Raw genomic sequence first — 21,487 nt, forward strand, 5'->3', positions numbered from 1 at the left:
GGACAAGGATGGCAAACAGGCGCCTTCAGAGGGCCGCTGCAGGAACGCCCTTGATCGCATTTCGCCGGATTCAGTGATGCCCGAAATAGGCTTCCAGCAATCTCGGATCGTTTCGTAATTCGTCCGCTGTGCCGGATATTTGCATGCGTCCGGATTCGAGGATGTAGATTCGACTTGCCAGCGATAACGCGAAATTTGCGTTTTGCTCGGTTATGACGACCGTCAACCCGAATTCCCGGTTTAGTCTGCGCAGAACTTCCGCAATTTCGTGACAGATTTTCGGGGCGAGCCCTATTGTCGGCTCGTCAACGAGCAAAAGCTCGGGGCTGGTCATCAGGGCACGACCGAACGACACCATCTGCCGCTCACCGCCTGATTGTGTAGAGGTCTCCTGCCCCTCTCGTTCTTCGAGGCGCGGAAAAAGTTTGTGCACCAATTCGAGGTTGCGTTCCACATCTTCGCGTGCGGTGTAGGCGCCAACCATCAGGTTGTCTCGAACGGACATATAGGGAAACAAATTGAACCGCTCGGGCGCATACCCAACGCCCCGGCGCACAATTTCCGACGAAGACCGCCCAATCAGCGTTTCGCCTTTGAGCCGTATGTCCCCATCGGTCTTGACCAACCCCATGATGCTGTCAAGCAGGGTTGACTTGCCCGCACCGTTCGGCCCGATCACAGCGACAATTTCTCCCGGCTCTACGGCAATCGAAATATCGGTCAGCGCTTGCGCTTTACCGTAGAATGCGGACAGGGCATCGATTTCGAGAAACGACATCAAGCGCCCCCAATATATGAGGCTTGGACCGCCTTGTCGTTCATTACATCCGAAAACGACCCTTCGGCGATCATCGTGCCACGATCGATTGCAATGGCGCGGTCGATCAGCGGCTCCAGCGCGGGCAGGTCATGACTGACTATCAAAAAAGTCATCCCGTCCTTACGCATGGATTGAATAAGGTCCGATATCTGTGCAATCTCGCCAACGGTCAATCCGGCAAAAACCTCGTCCAACAGCATGACTTTCGGGGCAGTTGCCATTGTTCGAGCCATTTCCAGTTTGCGCAGATCACCCATCGCCAGTTCAGATGGCGTTCGCGCTAGGTCATCTTCCGAAAATCCCACACTCAGCGCAATTTCACGTTCGCGCGCCTTATCCGGCGGCGAAAAAATCATGTGCCAGATATCGTCCGGCATCAGACCGACGCGAATGTTCTCGGCCACATTCATTTCACCGAAGGGGCGTGGGATCTGATAGGTGCGGCTGACCCCAGCCCGGATACGGCGCGAAGTCGGAAGGGCGGATATTTCCTGACCGAACAATTTGATTGTACCGCTGTTTTGTCGAAGTTCTCCCATGATCTGGCTGAATACGGTGGTCTTTCCCGCGCCATTCGGTCCGATCAGACCCAGCGACTCTCCCGGCTGCACCGCAAAAGAAAGATCGTTGGTTGCCTTGAGGCCGCCAAAGGTCTTGACCAGACCGGCGATTTCCAAAGCCACGGTCACGGCGCGCTCCTGTTTCTCAGGCCGGAAACAGCGCGCTGGAAGAGCGCCACCAATCCTTTTGGCTGATACATGTAGAGAACCAGCGCGATAGCACCGTAGACAAAATACCGTTCCGCTCCCGGCAGAACAGGTCGCAGATATTCCAGCAGGAATGTCATGAAAAAGGCTCCGATCATGGGACCTATGATCGTCGAGGTTCCGCCAAGCAGGGCAGCAACGATAATTGTGAAGAGGAAGTTGATATCGAACAATGCGCGCGGGGCCAGAGACCCGAGGTAGTGGACGTAAAAGGCCCCGCCCAATCCGGCGACAAATGCGCTGGTAAGAAACGCGAACGCCTTGAGCCTTGTCGTGCTCAGGCCTGACCCCCGCACGCTTTCTTCGTTCATGCCGATCGCGGCCAAGGCAGTTCCCAAACGGGTCTTCATCAACAGCCACATGCTGATCGCAACGGAAAGCATAAGCCCGCTCGATAAAAAATACCCGTTGGCGGCGCCCCGTGTCAGTGTTCTTATTCCCGACATGCCACGTGTGCCGCCGGTGAGATCGGGCCGGATCACCTGTACAAGCTGATACAGCAATTCCATGAACGCCAGCGTCACCAGCGCAAAATAGCTTCCGCGTATCCGCAGCGCCGGGAGCAGAACGATCAGCCCGGCCGCCATCGTTACCAGGACCGCGACCGGGATGGAAATCTCGACCGCCACATCGAAGCGCTTGGTCAGGATTGCCGTTGTATAGGCTCCGATGCCGATCAGGAAAGGATGACCAAAGCTCACATAGCCGGTTCGCCCTGACAGAACGTCCCAGCTGATCGCGAATATCGCCAGATAGTTAGCAAAAATCATAGTTCTGAGGGTGCCGTTGCCGACAACTTGCGGCAGCAACGCCATACCGGCAATCAGGGCCGCCCAAAGCGCAAAGTGATGCCAGCGCAGATCCATCTCAGATCTCCTCGCGCCCGAAAAGCCCCTGTGGCCGCATCACAAGAACTCCGATGATCAGCAACATGGTGAATACGCCTCGCAATTCGGGTGCCAGGGTGGCCACCACGATGACCTCCAGGAAGCCGACGATATGAGCAACGATAAGCGTCCCGATGATCGAGCCGATGCCCCCAACGATGACCACGGCGACCGAAATGATCAGCGGCGCCACCCACATTGACGGTGACAGCTGCGTATAGCTGGCAAAGAATACGCCTCCGATGGCGCCCAATCCGCCCGAAATGCCCCAGGTAATCAGGTTGATACGGTCAGGGTCGATTCCCGAGATAGCGGCGCCCTTGGCATCCATCGACACCGCCTGCATCGCGCGACCTGTATGAGTGAGCCGCACGAACAGATAAAGGCCGATCAGGATCGCCCAACTGATAACAGTGGCCGCCAGAATGTTGTAAGTAACTGACGCCCCGGCAGTTTTGATCACGCCTGGAATGATGGGCAGCAGGATCTTACTGCTGTCGCCAAAGATCAGGACAATCCCGGCCTGTATGACAACGGCGAGGATGAGAGTAGAGATTTCAATCGCCACGTGATTGCCCTTGAGTGTTTTGACGATCAGCCGGAATTTCAGAACACCCATCAAGACGCCCAGTGCAGCCGCCATAAATACGCCGACGATCTTTGGCATTCCCAGGGTTTGGGATATCCAGAAATAGACGTAGCCACCGACCATCAGGTACGCGCCGTAAGCCAGGTTCAGTACGCGGCCGATGCTGAAGATCAGCGTGAACCCCATTGCGATAAGCGCGTAAAGGCCGCTGAGCAAAAGCCCCTGGATCAGTATCTGCAGCATCAAGAAACCTTTGGCTGCCGGCGCGCTTCAAGCAAGCACGCCGGGTTATCCCTGCGGGCCTATTTTATCCAGCTGGGAAGAGTAAACTCGCCCGTCGCATACTTGTCGGGGTAGACAACGGCCGCGGTTCCGTCTTCGTACCACTGCACAACCACCATCGATGGCTGCGCGTCATCGAACGGCTCCGACAGGTCAAAACGCGCGTTGTGCGGATAGGTGCGCTGTGTAACCGGTTCGACTTCGTCATCGCCCCAAAACGCGTAACGCAGCCAAAGCTGACCGTCCATATCGAGCACCAGATCCTGTTTTTTCATCGCTGCGGCCCAGGCGTCGACATCTTCGAAACCTCCGGCTTCTGTCGCGGCGGCCATCGCCTGCTTCAACCCGTGATAGGCATTGAATCCATTGAAATGCGGCAAAAGTGGGCGGCTGTCATATTTCGCTTGGTATTCGTCCACAAATTTCTGACTTACCGGGTCCAGTCTGAAGCCCACAGAGGGTACTGGCGACAGGGTCGAGATACCGCCGCCCGCTCCTCCGGTGTCGTCCCAGTATTCCATGCCAAGTGCCGCCACGTTTACACCGGTCATAGCCATCGGCACCTGCAGTTTCACATATTGCGACGAGATCACCTGAGCATTCACGGACGAGACCTGATAGATGAAGTCAGCGCCCGTATCCTGCGCCCTGCTGAAGATCGGGGCGAAGTCAACGGTAGCAACGTCATAGGTGATGATGTCCTTGACTTCGATGCCGGCAACCGGGGCCAGTGCTTCGGTCACGAGCCCGGTGATGGCCTCGCCAAAAGCGGTGTCTTCGGCCAGAATGACGACCGAGTTCCAGCCCATCTTTTCCTTCAGGACGTCCGCGCCAAAATTGATGTACAATGTCGCCAGCGCCTCGTCCGAGGCAATATTCATGAAATAGGGCGCCATGCCCTCGGGGTCTTCGACCACCATATCAATAATACCGATATACGACGTCCAGGTATCCAGTGTCGGGATGCGATATTCCTGCATTCGGGGCAGCCACCCCAGCGACACGTCATCGATCGAACCCGATATGATGAAATCAACCTCTTCGGTTTCCGCCAGATATTCATAGGCCCGAACTCCCTCGGTCGGGTCTTGGCCGGTATCCGCCGAGACAAGCGTGATCTGTTCCCCGTTGACACCACCATTCGCGTTTAGTTCCTCGATCGCCATCTCTGCGCCACGCAGCGTCGAAAGCCCGGTATCCGAGGAAAGGGACCCGATATATCCCACTTTGATCTCGGCCACGGCTGCCGAAGCCATGAGCGCGATGCATGCCCCGCCAATGAGCGCTGATTTTGTCATCTGAAAAGCTCCCTGTGTCTCTGATTGCCGAGTTTGTATTCTGTATACAGTACACAGAACTTTAGTCCGATCAAATCCTTTCTTGGAAAGTCATCTTCAGAAACCTGCGACTTTCCCGTTTTTGTCGTGAATGAGCGCATCCACATCGATTTCGACCATCAGACCCGGCTGTGTCAGCCCGGCCTCGACGGCGGTCAGAACGGGGTCGATTCCCTTAAAGACTTCTCCGTGTGCGCGCGCGAATTCTCCGGCATTGTTCATATCGGTCAAATAGGCGCGCACCCGCCCTACATGCCGCAATTCGGCCCCGACCTGCTTCAACGCGTCTTCTATCCGGGACAGAATATACAGGGTCTGCGCGCCGACATCTCCTGGCGCGTGAATGCGTCCGGTCGGCTCGATCGCCGTTGTTCCCGCAATCCAGACAAATGGCCCGACCCGTTTGGCCCGGGAATATGACCCGATCTCCTCGAATCTACCGCCGGATTTCCAGATGCGAACCGTCACAATCTCAACCGCTTTCGAATGGCATCGGCTGCGGCGTGAAGAGAGGCATACTCGGATTCCGTCAAACGCATTTCATCGACCGCAACAAGTCCGCAGGCACCGAGATGTGCAGGAACACCAAGTACGACGCCGTCAATTCCGTATTCGCCCCTCAGCATCACCGACACAGGTACCGGCCCGGTTCGCGCACCGCGAATATGGTCGATGAGTTCAAGTGAGGCATGCGCCGGAGCAATCGTCGCTGAACCCGACTTTTTCAATGCCACGACCTGCCCGCCGCCGGTTATGGCATCTCTCACGCACGTGTCGATCTGATCGGGCGTCAGAAAAACATCAAGCGGGCGACCCTTGATCCGGGCCAGGCTGGGAACGGGCGCCATTTCGTCACCATGACTGCCCAGCGTGATTGCGTGAACGTCGGCCGGTGATACGCCAGCAGCAATCGACAGGGCATGGCGGAACCGGCTGCTGTCCAGCGTGCCTGCCATGCCCAGAACCCGCTCGCGCGGGAAACCCGTGGCCCACAGCATATGCACGGTCATTTCGTCCAACGGGTTGGTCACCACAATCACAATGGTCTCGGGTGCGGCAGATCGGATTGCTTCGGCGGCCTGTCGGATGACACGCGCGTTGATGTCAACCAGATCAGACCGGCTCATACCCGGACGGCGCGCACGACCGGCGGTGACCACGACCACATCTGCATCCGCGACCAGTTCGAGCGTTTCTCCACCAGCACACCGCGCCCGAACGCCGGTGATACCGGATGTATGGTTCAGATCCAGTGCCGTCGACGCTGCCAGACCCGGTGTTATGTCGACAAGTACAATCTCGTCCGCGATATCGTTCAACGCTGCCAAATGGGCGACATTGCCGCCAACACCGCCTGCGCCTATCAGCGCCAGTTTCCTCAACCGTCGCGCTTTTCGCGGCGCTCGGGATGGGGCGACCCATTTGGGCGACCTGCGATACAGCACGCGACGCATGGAAACTTTGCCGTCGGTTCGTGGTGGGGCCGGTTTCTCGACCGGACCTTCAACCAGGTCAATGCCCAGACGTTCCGCCGTTTCCCGCGCCAGCGCGGTCACGATGTCGCCCGGCAGGATCTCGAACACGATCCGCCCGCGCCGCCGCGCCTCTTCGACGGCTTCGGTTCCTATGACCCGCGCGCGTGCCATTAGCCGGAAAGCCCATCCACGGCCTCAATGGCCTGTGTGGCCGCCTCGACTGCCGTTTTGACCGAGTTTTCCGAGCCGGAAATAAACAACCTGCCAAACCGTCCCACGGCCCGCACTTCGACAATGTCGATCTCAGCCGCCTTTTCCGCTTCATTGGCGGCAATCGAGATATAGGCGGCTGGTGCGCATTCCACGATCCCCAACGTCTGTCCGGGAACGATCAGGGACCCCTTGCGCCATTTATTCAGCAATTGCGCCTGATAGGGCTCGACACTGGTGATGATCTGGGTAGAGCTGATCGAAGGTTTAAGCCGATCCGACATCGACGCGCCAAGTTCGGCCAGCATGGCGTCGCGCGCCGCCGACACTTCGGCATTGGAGGGCGAACGAAGAATGAAAAAACCAAACTCACGTTCAACCAGTTGCGTCGTCGCCTCGACCGACGACGCCTTGAGCGCCCGGTCGATCAGTGAAAACACCCCATTGCCCGGAGCGAACTCACCAATCAGAACCGTGTCGCCGGACAAGGGCACTGATCCCTGTACGGTTGCCCCGTTGTAAGCAGCGAATTTGGGTTGCAGATTGTCAATCTGCATCAGCGCCCGAATGGTAATATCGGTCATGCGCCATACTCCTCGTAAATGTCGCGCCAGGGCCGACTTTCATATGCAACCCGCTTGATGTTGATGAGATGCAAGGCCGTCACGTTGTCCGAGGTGATCGATCCCGACCATGTTCCGGTTCCAAGCATGAAGGACGGTTCCAGATCGGTGGAATACCCCATTCCGCCCATGATACCGGGTGTGTTGACCAACACCCGTCCGGTCGGAACAGTTGCGAACCTGGCGACGATTTCCGGATCATCTGAATGGATAATCGCCGAATGTCCCCAGCCTTCGAACCTTGCAACGGACTGCGCCAGTTCAATACCGTGATCGGTCGATTTGGCCTCGTAGAATGCCAATATCGGATTGAGCTTTTCCGCCGACAACGGACGTTGCCATCCAACTTCGGTTTCTTCCGAGACCAGACAGCGCGTATGTGGCGGAATCGAAAATCCGGCAGCATCCGCAAGCGCCTGCGGGCTTTGCCCCACACGTTCGGAATCCATTGCCTGCGGTCCCCTGAAGACCACCTTGGCCAGCCGGTCCGCCTCAGCCGGTGTGCAGAAATAGGCACCCTTCAGTTTCAGTTCGTGGCGCAGATCGCGGGCAATCTCGGGATCGGCCACGACAGCTTGCTCGCTGACACAGGCGGTTCCATAGTCGAAGCATTTGGACGTGACGATCATCTCGGCCACTTCAGCCAGATCGCCCTTTTTGGATTTGTGCACGTAGCACGGCACGTTTCCGGCCCCGACCGCAAGCGTCGGCTTGCCGCTGGAATAGGCGGCCTTGACCATCGCCGGGCCGCCGGTCGCCATGACTACCGATGTCCTCCGGTGCCGCATCAACTCTGCCGTGCCCTGGATCGTGACGGCATTAAGACACTGGATCAGCCCTTTGGGAGCGCCCATCTGCTCGGCGACGCGAGCCATGACCTTGACTGTTTCCAACCCGCTACGCACACCGCGGGGATGTGGGGCACAGACGATAGCATTGCCGGCTTTGACGGCCGAAAGCACCTTGTAAATGATGGTCGAAGTCGGATTTGTCACGGGAATAAGCGCTGCGACCACACCCATTGGTTCGCCAAAAGCCGCAACTTTTGTCGCGTCATCGCGCCACAAAAGGCCAAGGGTCGTCACGTCCCGCAGATAATCCGCGACCGACAATGCGTTGAACAGGTTCTTGACCCGCTTGTCCGCGACATTGCCGTATCCTGTTTCCTCGACGGCCAGTTGCCCCAACCGCTCTGCCTCGGGCTCGATGGCCCGGGCCATCGCATCGACGATGGCATCCACATGCACCGGGTCGGTCCCCAAAAAGGTGCGATATGCGTCAAAGGCCGTTTCAGCCGCTCGCCGCGCGGCGGCGATCGATTTCAGATCGGCATCCATCACGTTGCTCCGGTGGCAATGGTATCAAAAATGCGCCGTGCCTGATCGACGTCGTCCGTGGAAATCCCGATGGTTTCCAGTTTGCGGCCTGCGGCGGCCACATCCGCTCCAAGCATCTGATCCGTCAACGCAATCATACTTTCTGTAAGGGGGGTCAGAATGCCTGCAAGCATTGCCGCAGACCTGAGAGGCACAAAAGACCCAAGAACCCCGTCGCGCATCAGATGGCGCGCCGCTTGCCGGTCCGGCACAGGACGCGAGTATTCGCCCCTTTCCGTCCCTGCAAAGCGTGCAACCCAATCATCGGTTTCCGGCAGATCCCTGACCCCGAAGGCGGCGGCAACCCGGCGCCGTTCTTCGGCGAGCCCCGTGATCATCGCTTGCTGATCGTCACCTATCAGCGCTGCAAACGTGGCGTTTTCAGCCAGCGGTTCACCACCCATTGGCACCTTCGGCCCGCCTGTTTCCAGTGCGACACCACCTAGCACTAATGCCGGGATTTCGACAGCCGCGGAAAGATCTCCGAAACTGGAGACAAGGACGGAATCCACGGGGTGCAAATTGGGCAGGAACCGGCGCAGGCTGTTCAGCGCGAAAATCCGCCCGCGCGGCAAAGTTGCCGCAGCCATCGGAGCCGCCATGGACAATGTCAACGCGGCACCTTCCGTGACGAACCAATATGGCAGTCCCTGCACCTCGATCAAGGTCACATCGGCCTTGCAGCCTCCGACACGGAGCATCCACACCGCTTCGACCGCGCCCAGGGACCGACCCGGTGCAAGCACGAGGATTTGCCCGTCACTCAGGTGATCCGCAAGAACCATTGCATAGGTACGTTGCTTGTGAACCGGGCCGGTAAGAAATATCACATCTGCCCCGCGGACGGCTGCGTCAAGTTCGGCCGTGGTGCGGACAGAAGGGCCATCCCGATTTACATGATAGGACCCAACCGGCCCAACGCCGCGCAGCGCGATGCCCGAAGATTTCTCCAACAGGTCCAGTTCACTGCCATAGGCCGAAAAGAGAGTGACTTCAGCCTCTTCCGCCAAACACAAGGCGGCCAACAAGCGCGCATCCGGCCCGCCGCCCAACACGGCGACGCGGTTGAGTTGCCGGGGTGACGCGGCATTCCGGGTTGCACCACGTGTCACGGCGCGGGTGAAATCCTCGAATCCGGCGGACATGATCGCTCCTTAGTCAGCAGTCGCGCAGGGTCAGGCGGTTGTGCCCGCACCAAGCCCGTCGATAATTGCTTCCAACTCGTCGTGGGGGCGCGCGATCACGTGAACCGAAACAACCTCACCCACTTTGTTGGCCGCCGTCGCGCCCGCATCGGCGGCGGCCTTGACGGCACCCACCTCTCCACGGACGAGCGTTGTCACCAGGCCTCCTCCGGCTTTTGTTTGTCCGACAATGGTGACGCTGGCCGCCTTGACCATAGCATCCGCCGCCTCGATCGCTCCGACCAGGCCACGAGTTTCGATCATGCCCAGGGCCATCTGCCCCGCAACTGGTTTCGCCATTTTCGTTCCTCCAAAATAATGCGTCGATACATGTTGATTTCAGCCGACGGTGACGTGATCCACGACGGCAACAATGGCCAGATCCACCGGTACCGTGGACAGATCGGCCGCCATCCGGGCTCCGGAACCGCTGACCACAAGCACGGTATCCCCGGCTCCCGCGCCAGCGGTGTCCACAGCAACACAGGCGGGTTGAAGCACCTTGCCCCGGCTGTCGACAATGTCGGTGATAAGAAGCTTTTGCCCTACCAACCGAGCGTCCTTGGCCGTAGCAGTGACAGTTCCGGTGACTTTGCCAATCTGCATCAGAACGTCCTCAGATACCGGTCCAATTCGACTTGCGTGACCTGCTCGGTGAAAAAGCCCAACTCGCGCTCGGCCTGCTGGAGCACAAGTTCCCACTGCAATTCGCCCAGAACACCCTTTAGCCATTCCGAGTCGCGCGCCAGCCCGATGGCGGTCGGAAGGTCCGTCGGAATTGGATCTCCGATCCCCTCTTCATACGCGTTGCCCATCGTAGGTTCGCTTGGCGTCAACCCTTGCTCGATGCCGTCCAGTCCGGCCGCGATTTCAGCAGCCAGCAGCAGATATGGATTTGCGTCGGCGCCTGCATCCCGCTTTTCGACACGGACGGAACTGTCCGAGCCTTCGATAACTCGGATGCCCACCGTCCGGTTGTCATAGCCCCAGCTCGCGTTGATCGGGCAGAAAGTATAAGGCGCGCGGCGTCGATAACCGTTCACCGTTCCACTGCCGCAGATCGCGGTTTCACACATGCGCGTTTGCAGACCCGCAATGAACGCTTTGGCGGTGTCGTTTATCTTGCCATTTTCCGCAAAGGCATTCTTTCCGTCCTTCCACAGAGAATAATGCGTATGGAAGCCGTTGCCTGATTGTTCAAAAAATGGCTTCGGCATGAACGTCGCCAGATAATCATGGGCAATTCCCAGCTGCCGGATCAGTGACTTGAACAAAACCACCCGATCCGCCGCGGTCAGAGCTTCGCCGTATCGGATGTTCACCTCGATCTGACCGGCGGCATATTCCGGGTTGGATTGCTCGATCGGAATGCCGCATTCATTGATCTGCTGCCGGATCGGGCCAACGATATGTTCCATCCGGGCCGCGCGCCCCAAGCCATAGACTTGAATGCCGCTGTCGCGCGGTTTTTCTGTTTCGGGGTCAAGCAGGTAAAACTCCAGTTCGGTTCCGACATTGACCTCGAACCCCAAATCCCGGGCACGCTCAACCTGGCGCACAAGTGCCTGACGCGGATCGATGGGCACCGGTTCGTGATCCATCCCCTCGGCTCGGCCAAAGCAAACAGCCACGCCCGGCTCCCAGGGCACCGCCACGGGTTTGGTCATCGGGAAAACGTGCATATCGGGATAACCATTGCCGAAATTGACATATGGCGTGTCCCAGACATCGCAGGTCATGTCGATGGCGAAGAGCGCAATCGAAAGCGCATTGCCGCCCCTGCAAATCTGTTCCCAATGGCTCGCCGGAATGCGCTTGCCACGCATAATTCCGTTCAAGTCCCCTACGCCGAGGATGACGGTATGGGTCCCCTCAGGCAGCTCGAAATCCGAACTCATGGGTGCGCTCTCCCTGTCGCCTTTTTTGACTTTGTTCAAACTTGTATTCTGTATACAGTATTCACGAATGCGATCGGGAAACAAGGAAAATCTTCGCCATGCCCAGAAGCTCTGTAATTGTGGTCGGCGGCGGCATCGTCGGGGTCATGACGGCCCTGACCCTGCAACGCCGCGGAGAGCGCGTGACATTGATCGACAGGTGGGAACCCGGACATTCCCGTGCATCATCAACGGATTACAATCGGGTTATCCGCGCGATTTCAGGCCGGGACGAATTCTATACCAAATGGGCGCGAGAAAGCCGCACGCGCTGGCTCGAATTGCAGGCCGAGACCGGGCAAAATCTCATGTACGAGTGCGGCGCCCTGATTCTTGCGACGCGCGGGCATTGCGATTGGGAAGATGCGACGGGTGAAACCTTCGATCGGTTGGGCGTTCCATATTACAAATTCGACCGATCCGATATCGAAGCCCGGTTTCCGCAATTTCGCGTACCCGACATCGAATATGCCCTATTCGAATCCGAGGCGGGAATGCTGATGGCGCACCGTTGCGTGATCACCGCGCTGGATCTATTCCGCCGTGCTGGCGGCGAGGTCAAACGCGCGCGGATCACGACGGATGAGTCCGAACGCCCGATGCTGGAGGGTCAGCCATTGGAGGCCGACCTGATTGTCGTCGCAACCGGCGCCTGGATGGCCGACATGTTTCCGAAAACCGTCAAGCCAATCACGACAGTCGTCGGCGTCAACGTTCTTTATACTTCCACGCCCGATGGGTCCGAGGATTTTGACATGAGCAGAATGCCTTGCTGGATCGACCACGGGCAGGGGTCGTTCGGGCTGCCTTCTTCTGAGGGTTCAGGCGTCAAGGCTGCGGTCGTAATCCCGGACAAGATCGATCTGGACAATGACGAACGGCTGATCCGCCAGGCGACACTGGGCAGAACCCGCAGCTATATCCGCCATCGCTTTCCCGGCCTTGAAGGCCAACGGGTTGTGGATTCGAAATTCAACCAGATTATCCTGACGCCTGACACCCATTTCATTGCTGATTGGCATCCTGCGCATGAGAACATTTTGCTCGCTGGCGGGTGCTCGGGTCATTTGTTCAAGCATGCACCGGTTTTTGCGGAATTCGTGGCTGGCGTCGGGCTGAAAGACTTTGGCACCGCAGAGCGATTCAGGCTTTCCGGAAGACGCAAATTAAGCCCAAAAGAAAGCCCCAGCGGCCGCTAACCGCCGGACAAGGCGCGATAGAGATTGGCGTTCGGGCACTTGTCTTCGGGCAAGTGCTCTCCTTTTCGGATCGCATTCACGCAGGTCCTGGCCTGTTCGCAATGTCCGCATTTTTCGGCGAGTTCCAGGCCAAGTTCCGGATGTGAATCGAGGGCCTTTTCGCTTAATCCAAACTGACTGGCCATCGCAACAATTCTTTCCCGGGCTCCGGGCAGCCCCGAACGCAGCACCTGAAGGTCGGCCCGGCTCAGGCCCAGGTCTGCCAGTTCCCGATCGCTAAGATGCTCGGAACGCCCCAGGCTAGTAATCCGAGAGATTGCCTGAAAGAAATCTTCGAAACCGGGCATTCAATTCACTCCATTGACCTTGTATTCAGTATACAGTTGTGTCGGCGACTGGGATTGATCGAAGTCAACTTGCAGCGTTCTCGCGTTTGGCCGATGCTGATTGAAAAAGTTTTGTCGCCTCGTTGACCGCCAGATCACGCGGTACCACCACATCCTGAATCGACGCGAGTGCCAGGTCTGCCTCGGCAGCAGTGACAAAAATTTCTCTGCCACGCGCGAGTATCTCACGCAGATGATCGGCCGTGTATTCCGGGTGAAATTGAACCGAACTTGCAGGAAAATCATAGGACAGCGCGCCCACCGGGCAATGTGCTGCAGTTCCGGTAACTGTTGCGGCTTCCGGAACATGCGTCACCTGATCCTGATGCCACACGTATGCGGGGAGAACTTCTGAGCCACAATCAAAGTGCCGCGCGCCGATCACATTCCCCGCTGCAGCTTTTCCTGCCTTGCCGCCAAAGGTATCCGCCATGATCTGATGACCAAAGCAGATTCCGAAAATCGGCTTGCCCGCTTTTCTTGTTTGCAGCAGGAATTTCCTGAGCGGTTGCATCCACGGCGTATCGTCATAGACACCAAATTCGGACCCGCCCACAATAACCCCGTCGAACGTGCCCATCCCGGGCAAGTCCTCACCATCCACGACGTTTGCGACTGAAAACTCTGCTCCGGGCATATGCGGCGCCAGCCAGTTTCTGATCTGGCGCGCTGTTCTGGGCAAGCCCTCCAACAGCGGAAGAGGATGCCCGGTCAGTTCGAGGATAGAGATTTTCACCAGTCGAAAGCCCTGTCTATTCCCGCCATTTTGACACCGGTAAAAGCGGAGGCTTCGAAGCTCAATGCGCGCAGGTCTTCAGTTTCGAGGTTGTGGACCGACGATTTTCCGCAAGCCTTGGCAAGTGCGGTGATTTCCATCGTCATGGCCGTCAGATATCGTGCAACCCTTTCTGCTCCCGCTTTGGGATTCATTCGAACCTCCAGTTCCGGGTCCTGTGTTGCAATACCGACTGGACAACGCCCGGTATGGCAGTGATGGCAGGCTCCGGGTGATGTACCCAATGCCTTGAAATCTTCGACATAGCGAGGAGTGTTGCACCCCAGGGCCACCATGGCGGCATTGCCGACCATCACGGCGTCCGCTCCCAGCGCCAGGCATTTCGCGGCATCGACACCGGATCGAATTCCGCCCGCCGCCACCAGCGAGACCTTTCCCGTCATGCCGCATTCATCCAGTGCCTCGCGTGCGGCACGGATTGCGCTCATGGTCGGAATGCCCGTGTGGTTCAACAGCAATTCCGGCGACGCGCCCGTGCCGCCTTCGGCACCGTCTACCACAACGACATCGGCACCGGCTTTGGCCGCAATCGCCACATCGAAACGTGGTCGCGTCGCACCCATCTTGATGAAGATCGGGACCTGGTAGTTCGTTGCAATCCGCAACTCCTCGATTTTGACCGCCAGATCGTCAGCGCCCAGAAAATCCGGATGGCGGATCGTCGACCGCTGATCGACACCTTCGGGCAACGTCCGCATCTGGCTGACACGAGGGCTGACTTTCATGCCCAGCAACAACCCTCCGGTTCCCGGCTTGGCCCCCTGCCCCACGACAAGTTCCAACGCGTCCGCGCGGCGCAGGTGATCTAGGTCGACCCCATAACGGGCCGGTGACATCTGATAGAGAAGAATGCGCGAGGCTTCGCGTTCCTCTTCCAGCATTCCGCCTTCGCCCGTACAGGTCATCGTGCCGACCTTGGAAGCCCCGTAACCCAAGGATGCCTTGGCCGAAGCGGAAAGGGCGCCAAAGGACATCGACGCGATGTAGATCGGAATTTTCAGTTCGACCGGGCGCTCGACAAGCCCCCGGCCGCCGCCCAAAACCGTCGTCGTGTCGCAATTCTCGCGATACCCCTCCAACGGCAGGCGCGTCATTGTCGCGGGCACAAAGGTTAGATCATCGAATGTCGGCAATCGCTTGTTGAAGGTGTTATAGCCGCGTACCTGGTAACGCCCAAGCTGCGCCAGCGCGTGAACTTCCGAAATTGCCTCGGGCGTCCACCGCGTTGACCCGCCTTCATCATAGGATGAGGGAACGCCGGCGGGCCTGCCGTCCACGGCGCCGGCATCGCGGAAACGGATTTCTTCCTCCGACGCCGTCTCAAAAGGATATTCATAGGGTTTACTCAGATCATGAGCCATGCGTTTGCGTCCCTGCTTTCAAAATACCAAAGGCGCTGACCGGAAACCATTTTCCGCCAGTTGCGGGAGCTGTCGGTCAAACCAAGGGGCGCCAGAATAGTCTCTACTTCGGCCACTTCCTCGGCTGTGGGATCGACTATGTTTACATCGACACCAACGCTTTCGATCTCACCCGCGACCCAGACCTCGCCTTCCCAAAGCGCGTCTGCACAAGAAGCGCCTGCGCCGCCCAGCGCGATAATCTTGCCGGCATGCGCCATAAAGCCCGACTGATAGCCGATCTTCCCTTCGACCACGATGTTTCCGCCTTTCATTGCAACACCGACGCGCGGCCCCGCATCTCCTTTCACGTGAATCGTGCCTCCGATCATGGCCGCACCACAGGACATGCCTGCATAGCCGCCTACTGTGATCAGCCCCTTGGCCATACCTTCACCCACGGCCCAGCCACAGTTTCGTTCGATGGCGATATTGGCACCGGTATTCAGACCGCCGCAGTAATAACCCACAGACCCTTCAAAGGTGATGTCGACATTGTCCGGCAGACCCACTCCGAGGTTATGCCGCGACAACGTGTTGACCACACGTATCGACTGCCCGGTTTCGCAGGCGGCCATGATCTCCTGGTTGATCTCGCGGATTGGGCGTTGCCCCACTTCAATGACGATTTCTCCGACTTTTCTTGCCGCGTCACTCATGCCGCAATACTCCGGTTTCCGACACCCCAGATCCCGGTCAATGAGGGGCCGTCATAGTTGATGACCTCGCATTCCTCGGTCACAACCCGGCGTACGGCCTGTTCTTCGGTTGCGGCGGCCAGTTCGCCGTTTTGGTTCACGACCACGAGCGGTTTCATGGCGAACCGGTCCTTTGCAAAACCGATGCCGCTCTGCGTGGCGATCATATAGGTGAAAACGCCGTCGATCGACGTGATCGACCTTTTCAGCGCCTGCTCCATTGTCAAACCGGCTTTCATCTGGTCACTGACCCAAACGGCAATCAGTTCGCTGTCATTTTCTGTCAGAAAACGGTAACCGCTGCGACTCAGGCGATCCCTCCACGTAAAATAGTCGGTGATCTGTCCGTTATGGACGATGGCGACATCCGAAAACGGCCGAGCCCAGAATGGATGAGACGCATTGGGCAACACCGAGCTTTCCGTCGCAAGTCGTGCATGCCCCAATCCGTGCGTTCCGACCATGTCGCGCACACCGTGTTTTTCCGCAACCGCTTCGGCGCCGCCGATATCCTTGACAATTTCAAGACTTCGCCCACAGGACTGAATTTCGATCCGGTCGGTCAACAGATCCGCATCCGAGACCCAAGCCTGGAAATTTGCCGGATCGGAAATCTCCATGCGAAAGCAATAGTGCCGGTTTTCGTCCGTCACGATTTTCGGGTCCGACAGAAATCCAGACCCGTGCGCTTTCAATGCCGCTTCGAACTCGTCCAGATCTGCCCCCTGTCGCGACTTGTCGAACCCCATGCCTCTAAGCACGTATCCGGTGTCTCTCGGCGCCCCATAGACGGCAAATCCTGTGCTGTCGGCACCACGATGTTCTTGCGCATCCATCAAGTCGACAAGATCGGCACCAGCCTTGCCCGGAGCGGCAAGGATTCTGCCAGCGATTCCACACATGAAAGAGCTCCCTGTTCATTCGCGTTTGTATACTGTATACAGTACACGAACAATAGCAACCCCATTCGACTTGGCATTGCCTGCTTTTGTGAATACAGGATTCAAGACCAAAGAAAGTGAGGCTTTGAGTGGCACTGAAGCAAATAAAAACCCAGCGCAGGCGGCTGGCGGATGAAGTTTACGACCAGTTGGTAGAAGCGATCATGAGTCGCGAAATAACCGCCGATGACCGGCTTGTTCAGGAAAAGCTGGCCGCCGAACTGAACATCAGCCGAACTCCGGTGCGCGAGGCGCTGATGCGGCTGGAAACGGAGGGTGTTCTGGAAGTCGCGGCAAGCGGCGGATTTCGCCTGGCACAAATGAATCACGACGAAGTCAAACAGCTTTATCAGGCCCGGGCCGCCATCGAAGGACAGGCTGCGCGCATCCTGGCGGTCAATGCATCCACCGAAACACTGGACAGACTGCGTGCGCTTATCCGCAACGAAGAGGATCTCGACGAGCCTTCCACAAGGGACTACTTCATCGCGAACCGCCGTATCCATCGCGCGTTCATGGTAGAGGCGAACAACAAGTTTCTGCTCGATATGTTCGACATGATCTGGGGCAAAGCGATGGCGTTCCACCTGTTTTCAGCCATCGAGAACGTGGATATCTCCAAGTCTCTCGGCGATCACCTGACTCTTGTGGACACCATCGAGTCCGGCAACCCCACCGAAGCGCTGGAAGCCTTTACCGCGCATATTCAGGCCGGGTTCGAATTGCAGATAGAAGGACTTTCAGAATCGCAATCTGGTTCTTGATGGCATTCAGGCGGCTCCACGGCATAGCTTCGTGATCACCTGCGCGGATCACCTGGGAAATAGGTCACCGAGAAAGGCGTGCAGTGTCGGTCGTATCCGGTTCCCATTGCCTGGCCCTAGGAGCCCCAATTCCAAGGTGATCGATCGCCCGTGCCGCGATCTGATCAACGATTTCTCCAACAGAATCCGGCCGCAGATAGAAAGCCGGGACCGGCGGGAAGATCGTGGCGCCGAGTTCGACCGCAGTGGTCATGTTGCGCAAATGGGTCAGGATCAATGGCGCCTCGCGCGTCAAAAGAACCAGACGCCGCTTTTCCTTGAGCTGCACACTGGCAGAGCGCGTCAGCAGGTTGTCATCCAGTCCATTGGCAATCGCCGACAGAGTACGCATGGAGCACGGGGCAACGATCATGCCAGCCACCGGAACCGAGCCGGAAGCGATACTTGCGCCAATATCTGCGATGTCATGGACCCGTGTCGCGGCATCACAGGCCTCATTCAGAGCTGCCGGGCCACATTCCAGCGTGATCGTCCGTTCAGCGGCGGGGCTGATCACCAGATCGATTTCTGCCCCAAGCTCCGCCAGTTGCCGGGCCACCGACAGCCCCAATGCGGCGCCGGACGCTCCAGAGATACCCAGAACGACACGAGCAGGCATCATGACGTCAACTCCGGCATCATGCGTGTCATCAGGTCGGCGGCAAAGGCCGCATCTTCCGGGTCGGTTTTCATGACCTCTCCCCAATCACGTGTGGTCTCGCTTCCGATTTTCGTCGTGGCGTCGATTCCCATTTTCCCGGCCAGCCCGGGTTCGGGCGAGGCAAAGTCGAGATAGTCCATAGGCGTTTCACTGATCGTCATCACGTCCCTTCCCGGATCCATACGTGTGGCCAGCGCCCACGCGATGTCGTCCCAGTTTGACGGATCGATATCAGCGTCCACGACGACAATGATTTTGGTATAGCTGAACTGTGGCAGCATCCCCCACAGCGCCATCATCACCCGCCGCGCCTGACCCGGATATCGTTTGTCGATACTCACCACCGCCATGCGATAGGAACAGGCCGCTGGCGGAAGCCACAAATCCCGGATCTCAGGGATCTGAGTTCTGATCGTCGGCAAAGCGAGTTTGTTGAAAACCTCACCGATAATTGCCGGCTCATCCGGCGGCCTGCCGGTATAGGTCGACAGATACAACGGCTCTTTTCGGCTGGTCAGCCCAGTGACCTGCATCACCGGGAACGGCTCAGCGGCGTTGTAATATCCGGTGTGATCCCCGAAAGGTCCTTCGGGTGCTGTCTGCGCAGGCGAAATCCAACCCTCCAGAACGATTTCGGCTTCTGCCGGCACCATCAGGGGAACGGTTTTCGCAGCAACCAATCGGGGGCGAACTCCGCCAAGCGCACCTGAAAAACCGATTTCTGATACTGTCTCGGGAAGTGGCAGCGCCGCCGAAAGCAGCAGAGCGGGATCAGCCCCAAGCGCAATGGCAACCGGCATCGGTTCATTTTCCTGCGCCCAGGTCCGGTGATGTGCGGCGCCGCCCCTATGCGGCAGCCAACGCATGATCAGCCGATCCTTTTCCAGAACCTGAACCCGGTAGATACCCGCATTATAGCTGGCTACATCCTCGGTTCTTGTACCAAATGGGCGGGTCAGCACCACCGGCCAGGTAATCAGAGGACCGGCATCGCCCGGCCAATGGGTTTGAACCGGCACCGTCGCCAGATCAACGCTGGCTCCCTCCCGCACGATATCCTGAACGGGGGCAGACTTACAGACTTTGGGGCGGGCCGATAGTGCGGCCTTCAACATCGGCCACCGTGACAGCGCATCTCGTGCACCCGTCGGCGGTGTCGGGGATCGCAATGCCGCCAGAAACGCGCCCAGATTGGGCAGGTTTTCGGGCACCATACCCAAACCTGCGGCGACCCGCGACGTCGTACCAAACAGGTTGGTCACGACCGGCATCCCGGCTTGTGCACCGTTGGCGCACACCGGGTGATCGAATTGCAGTACAGGGCCACCCCGCTCCAGAACTGCCCGGTGAACCGCCGTCATTCGGCGCTGGATCGGAACCGGCTCGGGCACAGGCTGAAACTGACCAGTCTCGGCGCACCAGCCAAGAAATCTTCGCAGGCTCGGGAATGGGGGCAAATCGCGGATGGTCGGACTCCTTCACGAATTATCGCGAGCTATCAGAGGAATTCGAACGATGATTTGACATCCGTCAAATCACACACAGCACAAGCAAACTAGGACGGGGACAACGACGGCAGGAAAGGACCGCTCATTGTCTCAACCCTCCCCGACAATCCCACGGTTTCCGCCAGTATTGAGCCGAGCTCTCGGGATCATGCCATTGGCTCCGTTGTCCCAGTCCCTGACCGCCTATTCCCGGACGATGGCCAGGCGGCATCCCGGTATGTTCCGCCGACTGGGAGAGCACGCGACAGCGCGGTTCATCCTCGATCCAACCGACCTGCCGGTGTGCATTCTTCTGGAGCCACAAGGCGGCAGACCTCGCGTTCGCGTCGTACGCGGCAAGCCGCAGGGGGACGCCAGGATCGCGGGTCCGCTGGCGGCGCTGCTTGGACTTGTTCACGGTGCCTATGACGGCGACGCGCTTTTCTTTTCGCGCGACCTAACGATCGAAGGCGATACGGCCGCGGCTCTGGCCCTGCGCAATGCCGTGGATGAGGAAGAGTTGGATCTGGCGCAGGAATGCGCACGTCTTTCCGGGCCATTCTCGGCGCCGCTGTTACGCCTGATCGCGCTGGCCGAGCGCCGCACCGGCGTTTTTCTTTCACGCCCTGAGGAGACTATACATTGGTGATGGAAATCGTTTGCCCCGCCGGCACACCGGCCGCATTACGCGCTGCTGTCAAGGCCGGTGCGCATACCATCTATTGCGGCTTTGCCGACGAAACCAATGCCCGGAATTTCCCCGGCCTGAATTTCAGCCGCGAAGAAATGCGCGAGGGTGTGTCTTTTGCCCAGGCTCACGGCGCGAAAGTTCTGGTTGCGATCAACACCTATCCCCGCGCCGGATCCGAGACCCTCTGGCACCGCGCCGTGGCCGACGCCGAAACAGCAGGTGCCGATGCCGTGATCCTGGCCGATCCCGGTCTGTTGGACCATGCCGCCGCCAATCATCCCCGATTGCGCCGGCACCTTTCGGTTCAGGCCGCCGCCGCCAACGCCGATATCATCAATTTCTATGCCAGCGAATTCGGAGTGAAACGGGTCGTTCTGCCCCGTGTCCTTTCGGTTCCCGAGATTGCAGCGATAAACGCCGAGATCAACGTCGAAACCGAAGTGTTCGTCTTTGGCGGCCTCTGCGTGATGGCTGAGGGACGATGCTCTCTTTCCTCCTATGTCACCGGCAAGTCCCCCAACATGAACGGGGTGTGTTCGCCGGCCAGCCATGTTGAATACGTCGAGGAAAATGGCGTGTTGAACGCGCGCCTCGGCGGGCACACCATCCACCGGGCAGGAAAGGGTGAACCAGCCCCCTACCCGACGCTGTGCAAGGGATGTTTCAGCGCGGGCGAAAAGCAGGGCCACCTGTTTGAAGATCCGGTCAGCCTGAACGCAGAACAGTTGATCCCGCAACTGCAAAAGGCAGGCGTCACGGCGCTCAAGATCGAAGGGCGGCAACGGTCGCGCTCGTATGTTGCGCAGGTCGTCCGAAATTTCCGCGCCGCGGTCGACGCGCTGGACCAGGGCCGTGCGCTCCCAGCGGGTATGCTGGCCAGCCTTTCGGAAGGTCAGGCCATGACCACCGGTGCCTACAAGAAAACCTGGAGATGACGC

At 58.4% G+C, this 21,487-nt stretch carries 24 protein-coding genes; 4 read left to right on the plus strand and 20 right to left on the minus strand.

From position 1 onward, the window contains the following. Window positions 1-70: 70 nt before the first annotated feature. The 13 genes from ACR0AO_RS14145 to ACR0AO_RS14205 all read right to left on the minus strand — a co-directional run bounded on the left by ACR0AO_RS14145 (window position 71) and on the right by ACR0AO_RS14205 (window position 11,448). A complete protein-coding gene (locus tag ACR0AO_RS14145; RefSeq protein WP_480604618.1) occupies window positions 71-778 on the minus strand; it encodes an ABC transporter ATP-binding protein in 708 nt (235 codons plus the stop codon). Continuing rightward, window positions 778-1,509, minus strand: coding sequence for an ABC transporter ATP-binding protein (locus tag ACR0AO_RS14150; protein ID WP_480604621.1), 732 nt, complete (start codon window positions 1,507-1,509; stop codon window positions 778-780). The genes ACR0AO_RS14145 and ACR0AO_RS14150 overlap by 1 nt, the downstream gene beginning before the upstream one ends. Continuing rightward, a complete protein-coding gene (locus tag ACR0AO_RS14155; RefSeq protein ID WP_480604623.1) occupies window positions 1,506-2,453 on the minus strand; it encodes a branched-chain amino acid ABC transporter permease in 948 nt (315 codons plus the stop codon). Before ACR0AO_RS14155 ends, ACR0AO_RS14150 begins: the two co-directional genes overlap by 4 nt. A gap of 1 nt (window position 2,454) precedes the next feature. After that, window positions 2,455-3,306 (minus strand): branched-chain amino acid ABC transporter permease, encoded by an 852-nt coding sequence (locus ACR0AO_RS14160; protein WP_480604625.1) that lies wholly within the window; start codon window positions 3,304-3,306, stop codon window positions 2,455-2,457. A 59-nt stretch (window positions 3,307-3,365) separates the two neighbouring features. After that, window positions 3,366-4,643, minus strand: a complete 1,278-nt coding sequence (locus ACR0AO_RS14165; protein WP_480604627.1) for an ABC transporter substrate-binding protein — start codon at window positions 4,641-4,643, stop codon at window positions 3,366-3,368. A gap of 96 nt (window positions 4,644-4,739) precedes the next feature. Further along, window positions 4,740-5,150 (minus strand): Rid family hydrolase, encoded by a 411-nt coding sequence (locus ACR0AO_RS14170; RefSeq protein ID WP_480604629.1) that lies wholly within the window; start codon window positions 5,148-5,150, stop codon window positions 4,740-4,742. Continuing rightward, window positions 5,147-6,328, minus strand: coding sequence for a malate dehydrogenase (locus ACR0AO_RS14175; protein ID WP_480604631.1), 1,182 nt, complete (start codon window positions 6,326-6,328; stop codon window positions 5,147-5,149). Before ACR0AO_RS14175 ends, ACR0AO_RS14170 begins: the two co-directional genes overlap by 4 nt. After that, entirely contained in the window at window positions 6,328-6,951 is a 624-nt protein-coding gene (locus ACR0AO_RS14180) for a BMC domain-containing protein (RefSeq protein ID WP_480604633.1), read from the minus strand. Before ACR0AO_RS14180 ends, ACR0AO_RS14175 begins: the two co-directional genes overlap by 1 nt. Then, window positions 6,948-8,327 (minus strand): aldehyde dehydrogenase family protein, encoded by a 1,380-nt coding sequence (locus ACR0AO_RS14185; protein WP_480604635.1) that lies wholly within the window; start codon window positions 8,325-8,327, stop codon window positions 6,948-6,950. The genes ACR0AO_RS14180 and ACR0AO_RS14185 overlap by 4 nt, the downstream gene beginning before the upstream one ends. Next, window positions 8,327-9,511 carry a hypothetical protein gene (locus ACR0AO_RS14190; RefSeq protein WP_480604638.1) on the minus strand — a complete coding sequence of 395 codons (1,185 nt, stop codon included), beginning with the start codon at window positions 9,509-9,511 and terminating at the stop codon, window positions 8,327-8,329. Before ACR0AO_RS14190 ends, ACR0AO_RS14185 begins: the two co-directional genes overlap by 1 nt. Window positions 9,512-9,541: 30 nt before the next feature. Continuing rightward, the gene (locus tag ACR0AO_RS14195) at window positions 9,542-9,850 is read right to left on the minus strand and encodes a BMC domain-containing protein (RefSeq protein ID WP_480604640.1); all 309 of its coding nucleotides are present in this window, start codon (window positions 9,848-9,850) and stop codon (window positions 9,542-9,544) included. Window positions 9,851-9,889: 39 nt separating this feature from the next. After that, window positions 9,890-10,156 (minus strand): EutN/CcmL family microcompartment protein, encoded by a 267-nt coding sequence (locus tag ACR0AO_RS14200; RefSeq protein ID WP_480604642.1) that lies wholly within the window; start codon window positions 10,154-10,156, stop codon window positions 9,890-9,892. Next, window positions 10,156-11,448, minus strand: coding sequence for a glutamine synthetase family protein (locus ACR0AO_RS14205; protein WP_480604644.1), 1,293 nt, complete (start codon window positions 11,446-11,448; stop codon window positions 10,156-10,158). Before ACR0AO_RS14205 ends, ACR0AO_RS14200 begins: the two co-directional genes overlap by 1 nt. 98 nt (window positions 11,449-11,546) lie before the next feature. Here ACR0AO_RS14205 and ACR0AO_RS14210 point away from each other — a divergent pair, with 98 nt between their 5' ends. After that, window positions 11,547-12,686 carry an FAD-dependent oxidoreductase gene (locus tag ACR0AO_RS14210; RefSeq protein ID WP_480604648.1) on the plus strand — a complete coding sequence of 380 codons (1,140 nt, stop codon included), beginning with the start codon at window positions 11,547-11,549 and terminating at the stop codon, window positions 12,684-12,686. On the opposite strand, the gene ACR0AO_RS14215 is transcribed toward ACR0AO_RS14210, so the two are convergent. The 5 genes from ACR0AO_RS14215 to ACR0AO_RS14235 all read right to left on the minus strand — a co-directional run bounded on the left by ACR0AO_RS14215 (window position 12,683) and on the right by ACR0AO_RS14235 (window position 16,868). Then, window positions 12,683-13,033, minus strand: coding sequence for a YjiS-like domain-containing protein (locus ACR0AO_RS14215; protein ID WP_480604652.1), 351 nt, complete (start codon window positions 13,031-13,033; stop codon window positions 12,683-12,685). The genes ACR0AO_RS14210 and ACR0AO_RS14215 overlap by 4 nt on opposite strands. A 64-nt stretch (window positions 13,034-13,097) precedes the next feature. Then, a complete protein-coding gene (locus tag ACR0AO_RS14220; protein WP_480604656.1) occupies window positions 13,098-13,808 on the minus strand; it encodes a type 1 glutamine amidotransferase in 711 nt (236 codons plus the stop codon). Continuing rightward, window positions 13,805-15,229 carry an FMN-binding glutamate synthase family protein gene (locus tag ACR0AO_RS14225; protein ID WP_480604658.1) on the minus strand — a complete coding sequence of 475 codons (1,425 nt, stop codon included), beginning with the start codon at window positions 15,227-15,229 and terminating at the stop codon, window positions 13,805-13,807. Before ACR0AO_RS14225 ends, ACR0AO_RS14220 begins: the two co-directional genes overlap by 4 nt. After that, window positions 15,214-15,927, minus strand: coding sequence for a GltB/FmdC/FwdC-like GXGXG domain-containing protein (locus ACR0AO_RS14230; protein WP_480604660.1), 714 nt, complete (start codon window positions 15,925-15,927; stop codon window positions 15,214-15,216). The genes ACR0AO_RS14225 and ACR0AO_RS14230 overlap by 16 nt, the downstream gene beginning before the upstream one ends. Next, on the minus strand, window positions 15,924-16,868 hold the full coding sequence (locus tag ACR0AO_RS14235; protein ID WP_480604662.1) for a class II glutamine amidotransferase domain-containing protein: 945 nt from the start codon (window positions 16,866-16,868) through the stop codon (window positions 15,924-15,926). The genes ACR0AO_RS14230 and ACR0AO_RS14235 overlap by 4 nt, the downstream gene beginning before the upstream one ends. Window positions 16,869-16,996: 128 nt before the next feature. Here ACR0AO_RS14235 and ACR0AO_RS14240 point away from each other — a divergent pair, with 128 nt between their 5' ends. Then, complete coding sequence (locus ACR0AO_RS14240) at window positions 16,997-17,671, plus strand: GntR family transcriptional regulator (protein WP_480604664.1); 675 nt, start codon at window positions 16,997-16,999, stop codon at window positions 17,669-17,671. 64 nt (window positions 17,672-17,735) lie between these two features. Here the strand turns inward: ACR0AO_RS14240 and ACR0AO_RS14245 are convergent, their stop codons facing one another. Both ACR0AO_RS14245 and ACR0AO_RS14250 read right to left on the minus strand, forming a co-directional pair. After that, window positions 17,736-18,329, minus strand: a complete 594-nt coding sequence (locus ACR0AO_RS14245; protein WP_480604943.1) for a UbiX family flavin prenyltransferase — start codon at window positions 18,327-18,329, stop codon at window positions 17,736-17,738. Beyond that, entirely contained in the window at window positions 18,329-19,837 is a 1,509-nt protein-coding gene (locus tag ACR0AO_RS14250) for a UbiD family decarboxylase (protein WP_480604945.1), read from the minus strand. Before ACR0AO_RS14250 ends, ACR0AO_RS14245 begins: the two co-directional genes overlap by 1 nt. 190 nt (window positions 19,838-20,027) lie before the next feature. Between ACR0AO_RS14250 and ubiT the strand changes: the two genes are divergently transcribed. Together ubiT and ubiU are read left to right on the plus strand one after the other, a co-directional pair. Continuing rightward, window positions 20,028-20,507 carry a ubiquinone anaerobic biosynthesis accessory factor UbiT gene (gene ubiT / locus ACR0AO_RS14255; protein WP_480604665.1) on the plus strand — a complete coding sequence of 160 codons (480 nt, stop codon included), beginning with the start codon at window positions 20,028-20,030 and terminating at the stop codon, window positions 20,505-20,507. Beyond that, entirely contained in the window at window positions 20,507-21,484 is a 978-nt protein-coding gene (gene ubiU / locus ACR0AO_RS14260) for a ubiquinone anaerobic biosynthesis protein UbiU (RefSeq protein WP_480604947.1), read from the plus strand. Before ubiT ends, ubiU begins: the two co-directional genes overlap by 1 nt. Window positions 21,485-21,487: the final 3 nt, after the last annotated feature.

It is taken from the genome of Ruegeria sp. AF8 (genome assembly GCF_056541825.1).

What these genes read in the sequence shown, in the direction of transcription:
- ACR0AO_RS14145 (WP_480604618.1), bottom strand. Translation starts at nt 778, where the DNA reads ATGTCGTTTCTCGAAATCGATGCCCTGTCCGCATTCTACGGTAAAGCG.
- ACR0AO_RS14155 (WP_480604623.1), bottom strand. Translation starts at nt 2,453, where the DNA reads ATGGATCTGCGCTGGCATCACTTTGCGCTTTGGGCGGCCCTGATTGCC.
- ACR0AO_RS14160 (WP_480604625.1), bottom strand. Translation starts at nt 3,306, where the DNA reads ATGCTGCAGATACTGATCCAGGGGCTTTTGCTCAGCGGCCTTTACGCG.
- ACR0AO_RS14165 (WP_480604627.1), bottom strand. Translation starts at nt 4,643, where the DNA reads ATGACAAAATCAGCGCTCATTGGCGGGGCATGCATCGCGCTCATGGCT.
- ACR0AO_RS14175 (WP_480604631.1), bottom strand. Translation starts at nt 6,328, where the DNA reads ATGGCACGCGCGCGGGTCATAGGAACCGAAGCCGTCGAAGAGGCGCGG.
- ACR0AO_RS14180 (WP_480604633.1), bottom strand. Translation starts at nt 6,951, where the DNA reads ATGACCGATATTACCATTCGGGCGCTGATGCAGATTGACAATCTGCAA.
- ACR0AO_RS14185 (WP_480604635.1), bottom strand. Translation starts at nt 8,327, where the DNA reads ATGGATGCCGATCTGAAATCGATCGCCGCCGCGCGGCGAGCGGCTGAA.
- ACR0AO_RS14190 (WP_480604638.1), bottom strand. Translation starts at nt 9,511, where the DNA reads ATGTCCGCCGGATTCGAGGATTTCACCCGCGCCGTGACACGTGGTGCA.
- ACR0AO_RS14195 (WP_480604640.1), bottom strand. Translation starts at nt 9,850, where the DNA reads ATGGCGAAACCAGTTGCGGGGCAGATGGCCCTGGGCATGATCGAAACT.
- ACR0AO_RS14200 (WP_480604642.1), bottom strand. Translation starts at nt 10,156, where the DNA reads ATGCAGATTGGCAAAGTCACCGGAACTGTCACTGCTACGGCCAAGGAC.
- ACR0AO_RS14205 (WP_480604644.1), bottom strand. Translation starts at nt 11,448, where the DNA reads ATGAGTTCGGATTTCGAGCTGCCTGAGGGGACCCATACCGTCATCCTC.
- ACR0AO_RS14210 (WP_480604648.1), top strand. Translation starts at nt 11,547, where the DNA reads ATGCCCAGAAGCTCTGTAATTGTGGTCGGCGGCGGCATCGTCGGGGTC.
- ACR0AO_RS14215 (WP_480604652.1), bottom strand. Translation starts at nt 13,033, where the DNA reads ATGCCCGGTTTCGAAGATTTCTTTCAGGCAATCTCTCGGATTACTAGC.
- ACR0AO_RS14225 (WP_480604658.1), bottom strand. Translation starts at nt 15,229, where the DNA reads ATGGCTCATGATCTGAGTAAACCCTATGAATATCCTTTTGAGACGGCG.
- ACR0AO_RS14230 (WP_480604660.1), bottom strand. Translation starts at nt 15,927, where the DNA reads ATGAGTGACGCGGCAAGAAAAGTCGGAGAAATCGTCATTGAAGTGGGG.
- ACR0AO_RS14235 (WP_480604662.1), bottom strand. Translation starts at nt 16,868, where the DNA reads ATGTGTGGAATCGCTGGCAGAATCCTTGCCGCTCCGGGCAAGGCTGGT.
- ACR0AO_RS14245 (WP_480604943.1), bottom strand. Translation starts at nt 18,329, where the DNA reads ATGCCTGCTCGTGTCGTTCTGGGTATCTCTGGAGCGTCCGGCGCCGCA.
- ubiT (WP_480604665.1), top strand. Translation starts at nt 20,028, where the DNA reads ATGCCATTGGCTCCGTTGTCCCAGTCCCTGACCGCCTATTCCCGGACG.
- ubiU (WP_480604947.1), top strand. Translation starts at nt 20,507, where the DNA reads ATGGAAATCGTTTGCCCCGCCGGCACACCGGCCGCATTACGCGCTGCT.